Here is an 18168-nt window from a genome sequence, read left to right as displayed (position 1 = left end):
GGCTGTTCAGCATTCTCGCCAATGTCGGGGACGCCAAGAGCCTGATCATCCATCCGGCGAGCACGACCCACTCGCAGCTCTCCGACGAGGACCAGCGCAAGGCCGGACTCACGCCCGAACTCGTTCGCCTTTCCATCGGACTCGAACACGTTGACGACATCATCGCCGCTCTCGACGACGCACTGATACTGATCTGATAGGTTATGGGCTCCGGGATGGCGTTCGCGTCACATTGGGCCTGCGTACCTGCATGGAGTTTTATGATGGAATTTCAATTCAACGGCAGAATGGAATCGGTGGCGGAAGGCAGGCACTCGACGCTCCCGATGCCAAAATGGTTCTGATCGAGGAACTCCGGCAGATCGGGAAAACGGTGATCGCGGCCGGCGGCCTTGCGGGGTTCGGACGATCCAATGCAATGCGTCTGCGAAAAGCCGGTAAAAACCTTTACCTTGCGGGAGATCTGGTTTCCGGGATATCCGCCGCCTTGCCGCCCGCGTCGCCCCGGGTCGGAATCGCTGCCGCAATTCAGGCCGACACGATCGTTGCATTACTGCCTGGGCTGGAAATCTGAGAATTATGAAAATGGAGGCTTAGCCGATGAGTGAAGATGAAAAAAAATGCAGCCTGAGCTGCTCGGAGTGCGCAGTTCGCAACTGCTACCGGCGTGAAAAGCAATATCCGGCCTTCTGCCTGACCGAGGAATACAAAGATGCCGTGGAACTCACGCGCAGATTGTATGAAAGCGACGGCATTGACGGGCGTCTCGCCCGGGCCGCCGCCGAAATCGAAGGCGAATATTACGGTCGTCTGACCCGGCTGGAGGAAACGATCCGCTTTGCGATGAAGCTCGGCGTGAAGAAGCTCGGCATTGCAAGCTGCATCGGCCTGCTGGACGAAGCATCGATCTACGCCAAGATCGTACGGACAGCCGGAATCGAAACGAAGACTGTCATCTGCAAGGTCGGTGCGATCGATAAAACGGAAATCGGCCTGCCGGACCAATTGAAAGTCTGCCCCGGCTGCAACGAATCCTGCTGCAATCCGGCGCTTCAGGCCCAGGTGCTCAACGATTGGGGAGCGGATTTGAATGTACTGGTCGGCCTGTGTGTCGGGCACGACGCGATTTTCACCCGCCACAGCAAGGCGCCGGCAGTGACGTTCATCGTCAAGGACCGGGTACTGGGCCACAATCCGGCAGCGGCGATCTACACCTCAAAATTCTACTACAAACGGGTTCTGAACGAAACAACGTTCCCGGAACCGAAAACGCCTTCCAGGCAGAAAAACTGACCGGAAGGCGAAGCGGAGAAAACGGGCGATGTGCGGAAGATCCCGCCGGCCGCCACGCCGCAGCCGTACGGCGAACCGGTGTATTGAACGTCTTTAAACTCTTTCCGTGAGAGAGGATTCTTTCGTTTATTTATTCAACGGCGGCATTGCTGCAAGAAGTTCCAGTTTCCCGGAAAAACGCATTGTCTGCACATAATATGGGATGAGCACTCTATCATATTGCTGCAATGATAATGTTTTGTTTTCACAGGAAAGCGTTCCATTTCCCCGGGTAACAATCAGAACACGGAATGAATGGTGATCGACTGCGGCATTTCCATTCACCCGAATTCGTTCCAAACGGAAACAGTTTGTTTTTCTGGAATCAAAAAGAGAAAAACGTTCCGCATTTCCCACGATCGGCAATTCCAGTGGTTCAACAAAAAATTCTTTCCGGGTCCGGGCGAGGTTTCTTGCAGTGAAATCGAACATTGACAGAGCAAAATCGATATCGCGCCCCATAAAACGGGCATTTTCAGGCAAAGTATATCCCCCGCGCTCGAATTCAATCCGTACCGCAAAATCGGCAGGCTCCATCAGCTCGACCATGAATATCCCTTCGCCGATTGCATGGGGGATTCCGCCGGGGACGTAGAAGCATTCGCCGGGTTTAACCGGAATGCGGTCGAAGCCTGCAAGAATCGTTTCAGTATCCTGTGCTTCAACGGCACGTTTGAAAGCCTCCGGTTCCGGTGCGCGTTGAAAACCGAGATAAAGATATCCCTCGCATCCCGGCCGGATTCCAAGGATGTAATATCCCTCTGTCTTGCCGAACGGGGAGTTCAAAAATCGTCTGGCAAACGGAATCGACGGATGACACTGCATATGAAGCCGGATTGATGAATCCAGGTATTTCAATAAAAATCCCGCCGAGTTTCCAAACTTTTCCCGGTGTGCCCTTCCGAAAAGCTCTTCCGGAAAACGTTCCGCCAGCTCCGTCAGAAAGACCTCTCCGGTGGAAGTAATGACCCGTGAAATGCCCTCGCCGGGAAACTTCTCCCGGCCGATATTGTGCGCAGCGGTCGTTGAAAGCAGCCAATCTTCCGGGAAGTGGGAATCTTCAGGATTCCTGACCCCTGCGATCCTGTCGAGTGTCCGGCCGCCCAGATAAGTGCGCCACACGCGGTTCGGAGCGAGGCGATAACAGGTTTCCAGTTTCATCGCGCCGACTCTTTCTGGCGATCGGGATCGCTTTGACTGGCCGGCGAATACTCGCCGGCTGTCCTTTCCCGTGGAATCCACATATCTTCAAAATGGATCAGTACCTGTTGGCGCGCCAGCTCCTGCTGCAGCTTTTCCACCGGAAGCGCAGGAATCGAACAGCCGGCGCAAACTGCCATTGCGGCGGCTGTGCCCGCCGCCTGGCCGGTGACGATTGCCGGAGGAATCACTCGCGTCACATCCCAGAGATAGCCGGCAGAAGCGATGTTGCGTCCCGCGGCGATCAGATTCGGAAATCGATGATCATAGAGCGAACGGTACGGAATTTCATAGAGGGAATCACGCCGCTCCGAGTCGCAGAGAGCGGTCACGGAATCGTCAAAATGCCGATAGATATCCGCGTTCGTAAGCGTGTATTCTCCGATGATCCGTCGAATCGTCCGCAATTGCGGCATCGACGGCAAAGCAACCGGTGTACGCGACAGCCGGGGCGTTGCCTTGAGTTTTTCCAATAACCGGAGCTGGTTCGCGACCAGGTAATCGGTGATATTTTCTGAAGTGTCGCCGTAAAAGAGACGCATTCCTTCAGGATGATTTTTCCCATAAAGATTTGCTTCACCGCCCTGCTGCCAGTTGAGAGCGTAACGGATATTTCCCCGCTCGACAGCACAGGCACATCCTTCAAGAGAGATTGAGTGGGCATGATAGCTGAAGTAGTTCTTTCCCAACTCGGTTTCCGCTCCGGCGCGGTGAAAGACCAACGAGGAACCGGAAGCATCGACAACCGCCTTGCCGGGAAAGAAATTCATGCCTTCCTCGCACAACACCGAAACGCCTGTACAGCGTCCCCCTTTCAACTCCACATCCGCAACGGTGGCTTCGAAGAAGAAATCGACTCCTTCCGCCGCCAGCATCTCGACCATCTGAAGCGCGAAAATTTTCGCGGAAAAGAAAGTCGCGTAACGCAAATTCGTCGTTTCTTCCGGTACGCCGTCCTTCCACGCTTCATTGAGCGAATCAAAACCGAATTTGACCGAAGAACGGAGAAACTCCTCCGCCATCCCCCGCATGATCGGGATGCCGCGCCCGTTGCAAAGCGGAACAAAGAGGTTGACCAGACCGGCAGTCGCCAAACCGCCGAGTTCGCACCTTTTCTCCAGCAGCAGCACTGAAGCTCCAAGCCGCCGCGCCGCAAGTGCGGCGGCAACCCCGGCAACCCCGCCGCCGACGACGATCACGTCATGGGATTTCCGGGCGCCGAAAAGTTTTTTTGAATTCATCTTGAACAGCTCCTTCAAAAGCGGCGCATTTGGCCGGTATGCCTGTGACTGCTGTCAAGCCGGTCAAGTCCCGCCTGACCGAGAAAGAAATCGATCCAGATGTAGTGCATATGGTTCGGTTCGTGCACTTCGACACCGTGGTTGGAACCAAGCGGAATATGCAGCAGAGTGTCCCCTTTCATCGGCACCTTGAAATCATCAATCAGCACATCGACATCGTTTTCCGGAAAACTGAAAAAGAATTGGTCGAGCATCGGATGCGGATGCTGCGCAACCTTGTCATAGCCATAGGATTCGACCGATCCCATGCAGAATCCCGGAACAATGCGCTGGCGCACCATTTCACGGCTGATGGTTTTGTCGCTCTTGTTTTTATCCCGATACTGGGTGGAGGTGATGTATTCCTGAATATAGGGAAAAGCTCCACATACGTCGCTCTTCCACTCGTCACGGTTGTCGGCAGGAATTTTCCAGCAGATTTCGAGTACCCGGGTACGGGTCCGGACTTGGAATTCCGCCTTCTGATCCGGACCGGGAATAAAAACATAGCGGCCTTCAACTGAAATATCGATCCGGCCGGCATGGAAACGAAATCTGCCGTCGATGGTCAAATAGATGAATGCCTTATCTGCTTCCGGTTCCTTCGCATACACATTGCCCGCTTCGAGCGTGAGCAGACTGACCTCCGCGCCGGGAATCGCCCCGGGCAGCATCGGCACGCGGGATTCCTTCTGCTGCGCGGCATTGATTTTCACCATATCGACTTGATACATTTTCTTAACTCCTTTTGTCAATGATCCGGTCAACGACCAGTTGTCTGAAATCTTTGGAAAGCATCGAGAAGTAGGCGGTGAATCCGGTCACGCGCACGACCAGATCCGGAAAGAGATCCGGATTTTCATGGGCGGCAAGCACCTTGTCTCCATCGATGATGTTGATGTTAAGCAGCGTATTTCCGGAGTTCAACAGGGTCCGGATCATGCTCACGAGTTTGTCGAGCGCCTCCGGTGAATTTGCCGTACCGGGGTCAAGTTCGAGTTGAACCGGCGCGGTATTGCCGTAACCGGGTTGAATTGAGGCGATCGAATTGCACATCGCAGTGACCGCGCCGTCGCGTCGGAATCCCGGATGCGGATTGGCACCGTGGCTGATCGCCTCCTTCGCCCGACGCCCGTTCGGAGTTGCGCCGACGTGACGGCCGAAGTAGATGGTATTCGACCACGAGAACCAGCCGGGAATGAAGTTCAGTCCCGGATAACGCTCATTCTGGCTGCGAACCAACGCGGAGTATTCCCCGGAAACGCGGACCGCCCAACGATCACCGCGCGAGTTCCCCTGACAGTAACGCTCCGAATGTTGGAGCATCCGGCGGATATATTCACCTTCAACACCCTCGAAATTGGATTGTATCACAGTATTGAGTTCATCGAAAGTGAGTCGCTTCTCATCAATAATGCGCTGTTCGATTGCCGCGAAACTATCCGCGACCGTGGCAAGCGCAGCGCCATCCATGCAGAGATTGAAGTAGGTCGCCCCCTTGGTGACATCGCAACCCTTTTCGATCGGTCCGTGAGAAAGCAGATTGAGGATCAGCTCAGGTTCATTCCGGTCCTGGTGATTCAGGTGAAACCGGATGCCGTCCGCAGTCGCCTCAACCGCACACTTCATATGTTTGAGGAAGAGGTTCCAAAGACGTTCCAGACTCTTTTCTCCCGATTCGAACATTTCATCCCATGCGACTTCAAACACCTTGGCGGCATTGATCTTGACAATGTCGTTGAGGGTGTATTCCTTGCCGGGGATGCTCATCCAGTGGCATCCTGACGAGATTCGGCGAATGGCCTCTTCCCGCGGGAATCCGCACCGCATGAAACCATCCACCAGCGCTTTGTCTCCGGAGAAGCGCGGCCATCCCATTTTGTTGCGGAAGAGGCACTCCACCGCTTTGCGCAAGAAAACCGGATCGGTCTTGTCGTGAACACGCACGGTGAGATTGCAGGCTATATTGACCGCATCCGCCGCTTCCAGGATCAGATAGGAGAGATGATTGACTGTGTCATTGCCGTCGATATCCGGACCGCCGAGCTGATAATAGCGGCTGTCGTTGAAAAAGAGACAGCCCAGGTAAAATTTCGCCTCTTCATCGGTGATGCGTCCGGCACGGCGATCGTTCTCGTAATACGGCAGCAGCAGCTGATCAAGCTGCCCACCCGCCGAACCGCGGTTGTAGAGGCGGCTGAACATGCTGAAATGGCACATCCACTGAATCGCCTCGCGCATGGTTGCGGGGACTCCGTCCGCCATGCGAAAATTGATATCCGCCATTTCTTCGAGATTCTTCTTCAGCGCCGGATTGCGTTCAATCAGCGCGAATTCCGCCAACTGGCAGGAGATCCGGCGCAGAAAGCTGACGATTGCCTTGACCACGGCGATTTCGCTGTCATAGAACTCATAAGTTTCGGGACCATTTTGAGCGCGATGACGTTCAAGCTTGCGGAGGATGCCCCCCCAGCCCAGTTCAAGCCCCATCCTGATGTCCGGATTGAAGTGGTGGTCGCGCCCGATGCCGCAGATGATGTTGTAACGGTCAAAGAGTGCTTTCAGCTCGTCGAAGGGATACGCCGGATTCCACGGATACGGATATGACGGATCGCCGGTCATGCCGCGCAAACGGATCAGAAAAAAGAAACCGCGCCCGACGAACGCATCGAGCGGATCGACATAGAGCGGATGTTCCGCCAATAATTTGGTGAAATTCTCCGTCCAGCCGGAGTATCCGTAAAAATGTCCGTCCGGATGATTGGGGACGATCTTGAATTTGAAGTAGTCCGGAGCGACGACCCGTCCATAATCGTCCTCGTTGAGTCCTCCCTCCCTCTTTACCTTTTCGGCGGTCTGAGCCAGTTTGCGCTCCCGAAGCAGACGCAGGCGTTTCGCATAATCGAATTCTTCGTTTTCCGGATATTGGTTGATATATTGGATCATCATAGTCTTACCCGACCTGAACTTTGAGATTGCCGGCGGATTCCGCCGCTTCACGCAGGCGGTTCAGATCCTCCGGCTTCAGCGGACGTGCTGAGAGAAAGGAATTCTTCATTTCAAGAGCACGGTATTTGGATTCTCCGAGCGGGTTGAAATTCAACAGCTCATAACAGCGCAGATTGCGGAAATCCGCCAGGAATCCGGCAATCTTCCGGATGTTCTCCACCGAATCGGTCGCTCCGGGAATCAGCGGAGTCCTGGCGATCAACGGAATATCCAGTTCGTCAAGTCGCCGGGCGTTCTCCAGCAATACGGTATTTCCGAGTCCGGTCCAGAGTTTGTGCCCGGAGCTGTCGAAGAGTTTCACATCAAACATGATCAGATCAAGTTTCTCCAGTATCGGCCGGACCGTCTCGAAATGCCAGTTCAGATTGGTTTCTGCCGCGACCGGAATTTCCAGCTCCCGGCAGGCATCAATCAATGCCGAGGCAAATTCAGCCTGGCAGAACACCTCGCCGCCGGAGAGAGTCACTCCGCCGCCGGAATCGGCATAATAGGCGCGATCCTGCACGATCTCATCCATGACTTCAGCAACCGAAACACTCCTGCCTGCCATTTCCAGCGCGCCGGGGAAACAGGCTTCTGCGCACGCGCCGCAGTTGACGCACAGTGACCGGTCGAAACGCAGCACACCTTCCGCAAATGATCGCGCCCCGGTACGGCAGACCGGAACGCAATGACCGCAGCCGATGCAATTTGCAGGGTAAAACATCAGCTCTTTCGCTTCTCTGACCGTTTCCGGATTATGGCACCATGCGCAATGCAAATTACATCCTTTCAGGAATATCGTGGTGCGAATTCCCGGCCCGTCGTTGAGTGAAAAACGCTGAATTTCTGTTATAAGGCCACACATAACGATTCAAACTTCATTTTTCTTTTATCAATTCATATGCGAATGTCACTCGATCGGTACCGTAGAAAGTATCCGCGACAAAATGAATTTGACCACCCGCCTGCTTAAAAGGAACTTCGCCGAGACGCTTGCCGTCAAAGTCCAGCGCATAGATTTTCCAGTTTCCTTCAGAAAGAGACAGAGAGATCTCGCAGATGCCGTGCCGGGCGAGAACATGCTGAAGATCTCCGTAATGTTTGAGAACGGACAGTTTTCTCGAATCGTACAAACTGTTCTCCTGTTTGCAGTCCGTCGCATGAATCAGCAAAAGCCGGCTGCTGTCCGCAAAAGATTTTCCGTTCAGCGTGATTGCGGCGATTATGCCGAATGTCTTTATGGAGCGGGCGGAAAGATGTCTGCCCCGAAAGGTTGCGCCTGCCGGAAAAATTCCGGCTTCCGTTTGCGGGGCAACCAGCGAGAAGGTCTGGCCGGCATAATCGATTTCAATTTCTCCGGTGTCGCTCAGGATGCGTTCCTGCTGTTTTCGTTTTTCCGGCGCAAAACAGGGAACCGGAGCGGACTTCAACACGGAATCCATGTTACAGATCTCCCGGGTCCCTTCGGGAACCGGGTCAAGAAGTTTGCCGTCACGGACAAGAAGCGATCCGGTTCGTCCCCGGAAAATGAGGTCTTCCGCAATCTCCGGAAAACGTGCATCAGACGCCGACGGCGAAGAAACGTCGACCGCAACCGGATAAGCGGTCGCTGCCGGAGAAACATCGCGCCGCAGAAAAAGTGCGGTTCCGATGCGGGCTGGAATCAGACGCGCCATATCGTTGCAGATGTCGAAGATCCGCAACTGCTGTTTGCCCTTCGAAAACATCCGGCCGATACCGTCCGCATAATCGTAATGATAAATTCCATCCCAATCCTGCAATCCGGCGACGGCGGAATACAGGAGTGCACCTTCCGCCCTGTATGAATTCGGGTAACAGAAATTCATTTCCGTAACCGTGTACGGCTTGCCGAATACCCGGGAATTGCCGAGCCATTTGGGAAGGCGCCCCCGGTGCGCCAATGCGCTTTCGGACAGAAAGAACATGGGCAGCCCCCACTGCTTTCCTCCGAAGCTGGGGTGATCCCAATATTTGTGATTGTCCACATAGTCGTAAGTGCGACGCTGCTCATGCAAGTAGGGATAAGAACAAAAATTTTGTTCCGTCAAAGGATTTTTCACGCCGATATCCCGCAGAAAACCGACCATATCCCGCCAGTATTCATCATAGCGGGACATCAGAACCTTCATCAGGAGGGAACGCTTATTTTTATCTGTCAGTTCAATCCTGTTTTGACGGCAATACTCCTGCGTTTGTTTTTCCAGCTCACGCTTGATTGCAGGAATACAGCGGTCATAGAGGTGACGCGGATTATTCTCATTGAGAACGCTGATGTGATTGAACGCCGGGTCTTCCAGCCAGGTCTGACCGGTGTATGGATTTTTGTGAGTCAAAAGAGTTTTAATGAATGTCTTGAATTGATTGCGGACCTCCGGATAGAGCAGTACCGCAATCTTGTAATTGAGAATGTCATACTTGTTGAGTCCTTCCGGAAACGCAGAGACTTCGTCCGGCTTGGTGCTTCTGATCGTAAACAGGTCAAGCGTGATGTAAATGCCGGCTTTCTTCAGAGCGTAGACCAGATATTCCATTCTGTCCAGCTTCTCAGGATCAACCGTACTGTAATTGTCGGGGAGATCTTTCACAAGAAGATGATCGAAATGGTGAAAACGTACCGCGTTGAAGCCTTGCCGTGCGAGACGTTGAGCGATGATATCAGCCTGTTCCTTCGAGGGAAAACAGGAAGAAAAGCAGAGATTCACACCATAAAAACGAACAGGAACGCCGGGGCGATCGGAAAATTGGAAATGGCCGTCTCTGACAATGGTGCGTCCGTATTTCCCCGCAGGAGCATCGACCGCGAACGAACTGAAATCCAGAGCGGACCCCGGAATGACATCCAGACGGTTTTCGATCCGGCGCCAGTCCTTGCCGGCTTTCAGCATATAATCGCCATTTTCTGAACGCAGGGGAATTCTTTGCCGGGAACAGGCGGCTCCTGCGAAAAGATAGTTGCCGGCAGCAATGATTCCGGCCCTTTCCACATCTTCAGGAAGTTCAAAAGCCGTTACATAAAAAAAGCCGCATTCATCTGGAATCCCTTCCTCAAAACAGAAAGCCCTGGCAGGAAGCGTCTGTGTTTTCAGAGAACCGGTTTCCCGGCCAACTGTAATCGGCATGATCGTTTTTCTGCCGCTGCTGTCTGCCAGTTCCAGATCGGCAGCTTTGACCCCGGATGGCAGATCCGCGCTGTGGAGAAGAAAAAGGGTTCGGCTTCCGGAGGGAATGTTCAAACTCAGCGGGCTGCTGTTTTCATTCAGTTTTTTAACTCCTTCCAGACAGAAGGGAATGTACCGAAAATTCGTATCCTGCTGCCCGTTTTTTTCTTTCAAGGCAACGGCTTTGACCTGATAAGGTGTATAGCTCACTTCCGCCTCGAATTTACTGGAGCGGAGCGCTCCGTCGGATGGCGTAAAAAGCAACCGTATGTCAAATGCCTGAATGTTGTATTGACGGAGATCTTCCAGCTTAACGGAAATCGGTGCGGCGAATTTCCATTGCAGGAACCCCTGATTCAACGGCAGCTCCAGAGTTCGGATATTGTTATGAAGTCTGGTAAAATTACGGTCATACGACAAGGGAAACGGAATTGCCCGGCCATTCAATCGAACTTCATTATGCTCCGCAAGCCCAATGAATGGAGCCATGAGAAAATAAATCGAGTTGGTTTCGATATTGCCGGAAGAAGTCAGGCTGTAAGTGAGCCGATATCTGTTGTCGCCGAGCCTGGTCACCGTCTGTTCCGCCTGAAATCCGTGGAACGGGAAACGAAATTTTTCACCGTTGTTCTGGCTGATCCGTTCCGCCGCAGCGGAAAGTTTCCGCTGTTCCGTCGAGTTCCAGCCGCGATCCCGATGGACAATTCCGGCACTGAATGTTTCGCATTCAAGAACGCCGTGTTCATCGAACCTGATTGCCGATGCCGACACGGAGAGCCGGCAGAACAGGAAAAACAGCAGAAGGGTACTTATTGTATTGATTCCAGATATTTTCATGTTATCAGATTTTCTCACTGTTTGTACAGAATGATTATTTGTTCTTGTTCTGCTCGCCCCAGAATCTTTGGGATTCCACTGTCGAGTCGGCTTCCGGAACTTCATGAAACTTTAATGTATTGACGTGCCCGTCCGCAAAAAGATAGTTGCCGCGTTCCGCATGACGCCAGGCGGAAGTATAACTCAACTGCGGCCGGCCGACTCTCCTCTGATTGGGATAGTCGAAAATGGTTGCCCTGCCTGATGGCTGAGAAATTGCCGATAGAGTGCGCGTGATGTGGTCGCTGGCAAAATAGACGTTGATGCTGTAATGCTGCAAAACCTGCGGGGCGGTAGCCACAGGATCTTTGAACCAGCCGGGACAGTTAAATAATTTGACTTTCAGCAGGCCGGAACCGCCGCTCCAATCAATGTCATATACCAGAGAATTTTTAACCGGAGAAGCACCAATCATATTTGCATAGAGAGTCGCATGCCAATAGATATCCTGCATGACTCCCGCCTGCATTCCGGAAGGCGGCGTGATTCCGGCATTGGCGTCGCAATACTGAACAATGGCCAGTCCCTGCTGTTTCAAATTATTTACACAGCTGATTGTCTTGCCTCGGTCCCGGGCTTTGTTCAATGCCGGCAACAGCATTGACGCAAGAATTGCAATGATTGCTATAACAACCAATAGTTCGATCAGCGTGAAGTGTTTGCGGTTCATGAATCATGCCTCCTTGATAAGATAATATGGGGAAACGCTGTTGCGGATCACGACTTCGCACGGCAGGAACTCCTGACGGCGGGCGGCGGCGGGATTGAGCAGAAACTCCACCGCGCGCCGGCCGATGGCGTACTGCGGTTGCCGGACGGTGGAGATTTCCAGCGGAGCCGTGAAATAAAGATCATCGAAGCCAAAGAGTGACAGATCCTCCGGCACCCGGCGCCCCACCCGACGCAGCTCGTCGAATACATTGAGCGCCAGCAAATCGTGGCTGGCGATCACCGCGCTCGGCGGCGAAGAGAGCCTGAGAATATCGTGGATCTGCGCGCGCCCCTGCTCCGGCAACGGCACATCATCGATCACCCGATGGAGCTCCGGAGAAACCGGCAAACCGGCGGCATTCAGCTCGTCGACAATACCCCGGAAACGCTGGTCGCTCGAATAGACCCCGGCGAAAACCCGGATGCTGCCAATCCGCCGGTGACCGCGCTCAATCAGGGCCCGGACCACCTGCCGCATCGCGGTATAACCATCATTGCCGACGAAATCGCCGCGGATGACGCCGTTGCAGGCAATCGGCGTATCGATCACCACATAACGCAGATTGCAGAATTCAAAGAGATCGAGCAGCCGGCTGTTGACATCATAATAGTTCGGCTGGATATACGGAATGAAAATGATGCCGCGAACCCGTTCAAACTTCAATTTGGCGGCGAATTGCCACGCCGATTCGACTCCGGCGGAAATCGAGCCGATGCCGAGCTCGCAACCGAATTCGGAGGCGCGGCTCTCCATGCCACTGACCATGCGGGAAGTGAGTTCGTCCGTCTGCGGGTGCAGAAACATGATCAGATTCCGCTCCGCCGTTTTCGCGGTCGAGCGGACAAAGCAGCCGACGCCGCGCTGAAGCTCGACCGCCCCCTGCTCCGCCAGCACCTGAAGCGCGCTGCGCACAGTTCCGCGCGACACGCTGAATTCCGCCGCCAGCGCCAGCTCCGTCGGCAGCCGTTGGCCGGGAGGGAGTTGCCCGGTGGAAATGCGATGCAGCAGCGCATCCGCCACCTGCTGCCGGGGTAACATCGCCATTTTACAGCCTCCGTGTATAATGATATTATCGATCAGAATTATACAATATTATGAAACAGAAGGACAATGAAGACAAGAAATAAATCAAATAAAAGCAAAATATTATTCAATATTGTACAAAACAGGACAAAACCCGATGTTGCGGTTATCATTTACCGCGACGTCAATCGGACGTGACAGGATGATTTCCATCCGGCCATCATGCAAAGGGAGAGAGAGCTTTCGCACCTGTTTCCTTTCGGTAACTCGATAGTTTGCAGAGATTTCCGGAAGCGTTACCGGTTCTGCGCCTTCAAACAGGATTTCCTTGTCCACCATCTCTGATTCCGGTAGTTCGAATTGGAGCATCAGCATTTGAGTCGGTACCGGGCACGGCGCCTCCAGCTTGCAGGTAAAACTCCCTGCATCAGCGCTCTTGCTCAGCTTGGCGGAAAAGTCGAACTTCAACTGAAATCTTGTCCTCCGGAAGCACCCAAGTGCCTTTGGCCGACATTGAATTCCCTTTGCATTCCGCTACAGCAGGAAACGCTTTGTGCCGTTGACTGGAAAATTCGCCGCGTACCCCGCGATGCACGATACGGAATACCGTTGAAAGATCAGGTGTTCCGATCCCTTTCCCCGCCAGAATGCCTATTGCTTCCGTTGCAATAAGCGATGGTAACGACATAGTCATCACGATAAACGCGGCCAAACTTCTCTGGAAAATCTGTCAAAATTACATTGCAGCTTTCTCCCTGTAAATCTATATATCCGAATATGTTGTTGTTCAAATACGCATCCAGCCGCCGTTCTTTTCGTATGCTGATTCGTACATGGCATTGATCATGCGGACCGCATTTCTCCCTTCCTGCGGCGTAGTCAGCAACGGGGTTCCGCATCGCAATGCGGATGCAAAATTATCCATGGAATTCAGCCACGCGCATTCGCGGGGATCAGGGGCCGTTTTTGTCCAGTTGTTGTTCTGGAAATACAGACTTTCCGGTTTTTTCTCCGCGCCTCCCTCGCGGTGAATGTATGCACCTTTGGTACCGTGAATCTCCATTTGATAGTACCAGCTCGCCTGTGGATAGCTGGTGGTTGCGCAGATGTTGACGATCATGCCGCCGGCATATTTCCAGACCGCCAGCCCGAGGTCCTCCATCTCGATTTCATGGGTCTGCGTCCAGGTGTCGCAACGGACCGCCTCCGGCATGCCGAAGATGAAAAGCAGTTCATCAAGATGGTGGATGGTCTGGTTGCAGAGCACGCCGCCGTCAAGTTCGCGGGTGCCGCGCCAGCCGCCGTTCTCACGAAAATAGTCCATGGTCCTGTTCACCTTGAGCGTGACCGACGCACTCAGCGGACGGCCGAAGAAGCCTGCCTCATGCGCCGCCTTGAGCGACTGTACCGAAGGACGCAGACGGCGGCAGTGGTCCAGCGCCAGCAGAAGGTTCTTCTCTTTCGCAAGTGCAATCATTTCATCACAACTGTTCAGGCTCATCTCCATCGGCTTGGTCAGCAAAACGTGTTTCCCGGCGTTCAGCGCCTGAAGCGCCAGCTCCGCATGGCGGCCGGTTTCATTCATTATCATGACCGCTTCTATCTCCGGATTGCCCAGCATTTCCGAAAAATCCGGCGTGGCCGGTACGTGCAACGCTTCCGAAGTCCGTTTGCGGCGATCTTCCCGCAGATCGCAGACCTGCACCAGCCGGATTCCGGGAATTTCGGCCATCTCGCTTGCCCGGTTATGACCCATCCCCAGACCGACAACCCCGAAACGGACCGGATTTCCGGCATAATCGCGGACTGCGGCTGCAGGAGTCAATGAACATCGTTCCTGCTGAGCCCCCGCCGCCGCGGACGGCCACGCCTTCCGGACAACTTCGAGCACCTGCTCGCACGCTTCCGCATTGGCGAGATCGGGGTTGAAGTTATGTGTTTCCAGACTGACCGGCCCGTTGAATCCGGCTTCTTCCAGCACACTGAATATCTTTTCATAAGGAATCGGATCGAAATTATCGGAAAACCAGATACTGCCGGTCGATTTCACATGTACGCAGTTGGTTCGTTCCGCTATTTTTCTGCAATATGCATCCAAATCATTTTCCCGCTCCGCCTTATCATGCATCCAGCTGTTTTTCGGGTCCCAGGCGAATCCCCAGCCGGGGACATCCAGCGCCTCAATCATCCTGAAACACTCTTCCTTGGTACAGCCGCAATTTTCAAATGCGAAAAGCAATCCGGCCTTTTGGGCTTTTTCCGCAAAAGGCAGAAAAAGTTCCATTACCTGCGCCAGTACATCCGGACGAACCGCCAGTTCGCCAATTCCGGCTTTCTCCTGCCCGTCCGGCGGCTGCCAGAAAAAGAAGGAACGAACCAGGTTGCACTCCAGAATTTGCGATGCGGCAATGATTCGATCCAGCTTCTCGTTTTCTTCCTTCAGGCGCTCTTTGTCAGGCAAATGCACCTTCCCCAGAGACGATTGAATGCAGGCTGCCTTCAGGCCATTGGCATCAAGCAGTTTTTTCACATCCGCAAGTTGTTCGTCCGTGAGCTTTTCTATCGGGCGTTGAAAAATTCTGCTGCGCAGATCCACATAGTTCAATCCCCATTTTCTGATCAGCGGAATCGCTTTTTCCAAGTCGAGACCTGTTTCATCTGTAAAAACCGATAGTTTCATATCACCTTTCCCCTCCTGAAATTGATTTTATATATTAAAAACTGATTTTTGTATTTAAAACAATTATACCAAAAAATATCTTCTTTGTCAAGAGGTACACATAAAAAAATCAAAAAATAAATTGATGTATCAGTTATTGACAAGTAGAAGAGTAATGATATAATATGAAAGAACGAGAAAGTCTGCTTTCAGGAAATACTATGCTGGAAATACTGCAGGAAAAAATTGAACAGGGACATTATCCCGCTGGAAAGCGTCTTCCAAGCGAACGGAAGCTGGCAGCGGAATTCCACGTTCCCCAAAGTCAGATTCACAAGAAGCTTCAGCAGCTGGTCGAAAGCGGCCTGCTTGAATGCTTTCGCGGCAATGGCTATTTTGTGCGCCAGGGGAAACCTGCCGCGGAAAAGCTCTACAAAATCGCATTGTGCTGGGAGCGGAATGAATCCAATTGCGCTTCCGAGGACTTCTATGTAGGGCTGCTTTTCAATCTCGCGCCGGAATATGCGCAGAACATCACAATATTCAATATGCCGGAAGAGTCATCAAAACAGAATGAATTGATTCTGCAATTGATTCATGAGGAGTTTGAGGGTATCTTCTGCTATCCCCACTTTGTACGGGAGCTGCTTCCGGCATTTATTGAATTGAAAATACAGGGAATTCCGCTGATTTTCTGGGACTATTCGCCGTTGCCCGGAATCTTTCCGGCTGTCGGAATTGATCACTTCCACTCCTGCATGCTGGCGGCAAAAATTCTTGCCGGTCAAAATATGCCTGTAACTTATCTCGGTTTTCAGGAATCGGAGCAGAACCGTTTGAAATATCTCGGTTTTCATTCCGGCTGCAGGCAATTTCAGGTTACAGTTGAAAAAGATATTCTCCTGCCCTACCGCAAAGCATTCGGAACAGAGGAAATCGGATTTGAAAACGAGCTGATGCCGGGAAAGCTCTACTTCACCTCAACCCGGCTCCTCTCCTCCAGATTGATCGGAACAATGTTTGACCGGGGATATCTTCCCGGAAAGGATTATCGGATCCTAACCGTTGATCGCATAAAATTTATGGAGGGAAGCTCGTTACAACTTGATTCCATGATGCGTGACCATACGCAAATGATGCGCAAACTGTTGGAAGAAATGCAACACGCCATTCACTCCGGCATTTATTCCTGCAATGATTGGCGCAATCCCATGCGATATATCTCCGGTTCGAGCCTTGCCCATTGATTTGAAGAAAAATCTCAACATCATTCCAGGCATTCAGCTTCATCCGGACAATCAAAAGCCTCTCAGGCAAATTCATTCCTGACTGAGGTGAACTGCAAGCCTGCCGCAGGAATCAGTTTGCACTCCCGGGTCAGCGGCGAACACATTCACCGTAATCCCAAAGAGCTTTTCGATAAGAGCGGAATGTACTGTTCGGCAAGTCTGCCGGTTGTCTGAACTAGCAAAACGGCTTTCTGAAAAACATCAGCTTATTGAAACATGTATTCCGCGGAAATCCTGAAAAGCGATTGGAATTCGAGAAAGCGTCCGACATTCTGTTTCTGTCGGGAGTTCGACTAGGCGGGAATAGATCTGCACATCGAACAGGATGGCGTTTTGTATCCGGTGGATAATGAAGAAAAGTGCCGCCCCTGTGACTTTGCCATTTTTCAGTTGCTCTCTCGGCATTTCTGAGCTGAAAAAATGGTAGCGGGGAATGGAATCGAACCATTGACCTTCAGGTTATGAGCCTGAACAATCCCGCAACAAATCCATCAAAGCGAGCTCAAACAGCATCCCTGTGATTTATTGTAAATATAGATGATTCGCCATAACATTTCAAGGTTATTTTGCACAAATTTTGCACAAGAATTACTTCTTGCAGGAGGTGCCATTCCTCTGAAATATTTTTATTATCTTTACTTTAACAAATCAAACTGCTTTTTTGTTCTCATCGTTACTTTTATTGTCTTCTTATCTGTATCATTTACAGTGCTTATAATATCCCAATCTTCAATATATTTTAGTAAAAATTTTGAGCAAGAATCATTGGGCAAGCAAGGTTTCGCACTCGGTTGAGCCAATTTACAATATGGCAGCGGTAAAGATTTAATAATTTTTCTGCTTTCTGACTTGTCAAAATTTCTTGTTCTTAAATGAAAAAGGCCTATTTTTAATGCAATGTCATTTGTCATAAAAGGAAGACAAGCCACTATTATATCGACATGCCAATGCTTTCGATAGGAATTTTCCACAATAGGGCGTATTGCTACAATGCACGAATGAATAGGCAATAATTGCTCGTATTCACGTTTAATGATCTCTTCTTTTATTTCATCTTTCAATCGAGATTTCAGTATCAAACTCCAGTCATTTTTCTCAATAGGCAATGAGGGATACACGGATAAAAAACTTGAGGCATTTTGTTCCACAAGTCTGATTTGGCTATTCGGCAACTTTGCTTTTAGTTCAGTATAATTCTCTCGAGATAGTGAGAAATTATTTCTGAGTAGTAGGGTTTCAATCCTTTTGGCAGGCAAGACTCCCAGACCAAATGTTCTCCATCTAAATGAACTAGCTTTTTGGAGTTCTTGGACTGCATTTTCAGAAATCGTATCTGCTTTCATTATAATGGGGAATATCTTTTCAGCATTTTTTTCTGTTAAGATATCCCCTTGATAAATCAATTGTTCCTCTCCTAATACAGAATAAACATCAATGCGATTTAAATAAGCAGACATCTCTGAAGTTAACTCCAGAGTACTGCTGATAAAATATGAAAAAATCACACCTGTCCTAACAATTTTCAAAATGGCGTAATTTTCTGATTACGCCCCCTCATTTTCATCTATTTCACACCAATTCTCAAAAGTAGCCCCCCTTTGTTGTAAATCAGCTGTCCTAAAAAGCG

The 18168-nt window shown here is 51.5% G+C and carries 15 protein-coding genes; 4 read left to right on the top strand and 11 right to left on the bottom strand.

The window, feature by feature from the left end:
• The 3 genes from FYJ85_RS22005 to FYJ85_RS21995 form a co-directional block, all read left to right on the top strand.
• Positions 1-197: PLP-dependent transferase (locus FYJ85_RS22005; protein WP_206213399.1), on the top strand; the 197-nt coding region annotated here is incomplete at its 5' end.
• 137 nt (positions 198-334) lie between these two features.
• The gene (locus FYJ85_RS22000) at positions 335-574 is read left to right on the top strand and encodes a ubiquitin-activating E1 family protein (protein ID WP_154420842.1); all 240 of its coding nucleotides are present in this window, start codon (positions 335-337) and stop codon (positions 572-574) included.
• 26 nt (positions 575-600) lie between these two features.
• Positions 601-1293, top strand: a complete 693-nt coding sequence (locus FYJ85_RS21995) for a DUF1847 domain-containing protein (RefSeq protein WP_116884150.1) — start codon at positions 601-603, stop codon at positions 1291-1293.
• Between the two features lie 126 nt (positions 1294-1419).
• Here the strand turns inward: FYJ85_RS21995 and FYJ85_RS21990 are convergent, their stop codons facing one another.
• The 10 genes from FYJ85_RS21990 to FYJ85_RS21945 all read right to left on the bottom strand — a co-directional run bounded on the left by FYJ85_RS21990 (position 1420) and on the right by FYJ85_RS21945 (position 15273).
• Entirely contained in the window at positions 1420-2493 is a 1074-nt protein-coding gene (locus FYJ85_RS21990; RefSeq protein WP_154420841.1) for a class I mannose-6-phosphate isomerase, read from the bottom strand.
• Positions 2490-3773, bottom strand: coding sequence for an FAD-dependent oxidoreductase (locus FYJ85_RS21985; protein WP_154420840.1), 1284 nt, complete (start codon positions 3771-3773; stop codon positions 2490-2492). Before FYJ85_RS21985 ends, FYJ85_RS21990 begins: the two co-directional genes overlap by 4 nt.
• A gap of 14 nt (positions 3774-3787) precedes the next feature.
• Positions 3788-4546: a hypothetical protein gene (locus tag FYJ85_RS21980; RefSeq protein ID WP_154420839.1), complete on the bottom strand. Its 759-nt coding sequence runs from the start codon at positions 4544-4546 to the stop codon at positions 3788-3790.
• A 4-nt stretch (positions 4547-4550) separates the two neighbouring features.
• A complete protein-coding gene (locus FYJ85_RS21975; protein WP_206213398.1) occupies positions 4551-6761 on the bottom strand; it encodes a pyruvate formate lyase family protein in 2211 nt (736 codons plus the stop codon).
• Positions 6762-6765: 4 nt separating this feature from the next.
• Positions 6766-7668 carry a glycyl-radical enzyme activating protein gene (locus tag FYJ85_RS21970; RefSeq protein ID WP_154420838.1) on the bottom strand — a complete coding sequence of 301 codons (903 nt, stop codon included), beginning with the start codon at positions 7666-7668 and terminating at the stop codon, positions 6766-6768.
• Positions 7669-7681: 13 nt separating this feature from the next.
• The gene (locus FYJ85_RS21965; protein WP_154420837.1) at positions 7682-10819 is read right to left on the bottom strand and encodes a hypothetical protein; all 3138 of its coding nucleotides are present in this window, start codon (positions 10817-10819) and stop codon (positions 7682-7684) included.
• Between the two features lie 34 nt (positions 10820-10853).
• Positions 10854-11528, bottom strand: coding sequence for a prepilin-type N-terminal cleavage/methylation domain-containing protein (locus FYJ85_RS21960; protein ID WP_154420836.1), 675 nt, complete (start codon positions 11526-11528; stop codon positions 10854-10856).
• A 3-nt stretch (positions 11529-11531) separates the two neighbouring features.
• Positions 11532-12614 (bottom strand): GntR family transcriptional regulator, encoded by a 1083-nt coding sequence (locus tag FYJ85_RS21955; protein ID WP_154420835.1) that lies wholly within the window; start codon positions 12612-12614, stop codon positions 11532-11534.
• Positions 12615-12716: 102 nt separating this feature from the next.
• On the bottom strand, positions 12717-13061 hold the full coding sequence (locus FYJ85_RS21950) for a hypothetical protein (RefSeq protein ID WP_154420834.1): 345 nt from the start codon (positions 13059-13061) through the stop codon (positions 12717-12719).
• A gap of 319 nt (positions 13062-13380) precedes the next feature.
• Complete coding sequence (locus tag FYJ85_RS21945) at positions 13381-15273, bottom strand: Gfo/Idh/MocA family oxidoreductase (protein ID WP_154420833.1); 1893 nt, start codon at positions 15271-15273, stop codon at positions 13381-13383.
• A gap of 200 nt (positions 15274-15473) precedes the next feature.
• Between FYJ85_RS21945 and FYJ85_RS21940 the strand changes: the two genes are divergently transcribed.
• Positions 15474-16499 (top strand): GntR family transcriptional regulator, encoded by a 1026-nt coding sequence (locus FYJ85_RS21940; RefSeq protein ID WP_206213397.1) that lies wholly within the window; start codon positions 15474-15476, stop codon positions 16497-16499.
• 677 nt (positions 16500-17176) lie between these two features.
• Here FYJ85_RS21940 and FYJ85_RS21935 read toward each other — a convergent pair.
• Positions 17177-17998: a hypothetical protein gene (locus FYJ85_RS21935; RefSeq protein ID WP_154420831.1), complete on the bottom strand. Its 822-nt coding sequence runs from the start codon at positions 17996-17998 to the stop codon at positions 17177-17179.
• Between the last annotated feature and the right edge of the window lie 170 nt (positions 17999-18168).

It is taken from the genome of Victivallis lenta, assembly GCF_009695545.1.
GTDB lineage: Bacteria > Verrucomicrobiota > Lentisphaeria > Victivallales > Victivallaceae > Victivallis > Victivallis lenta.
The sequence above is the reverse complement of the archived record's forward strand: the minus strand, read 5'-3'. Positions and strand labels throughout refer to the sequence as shown.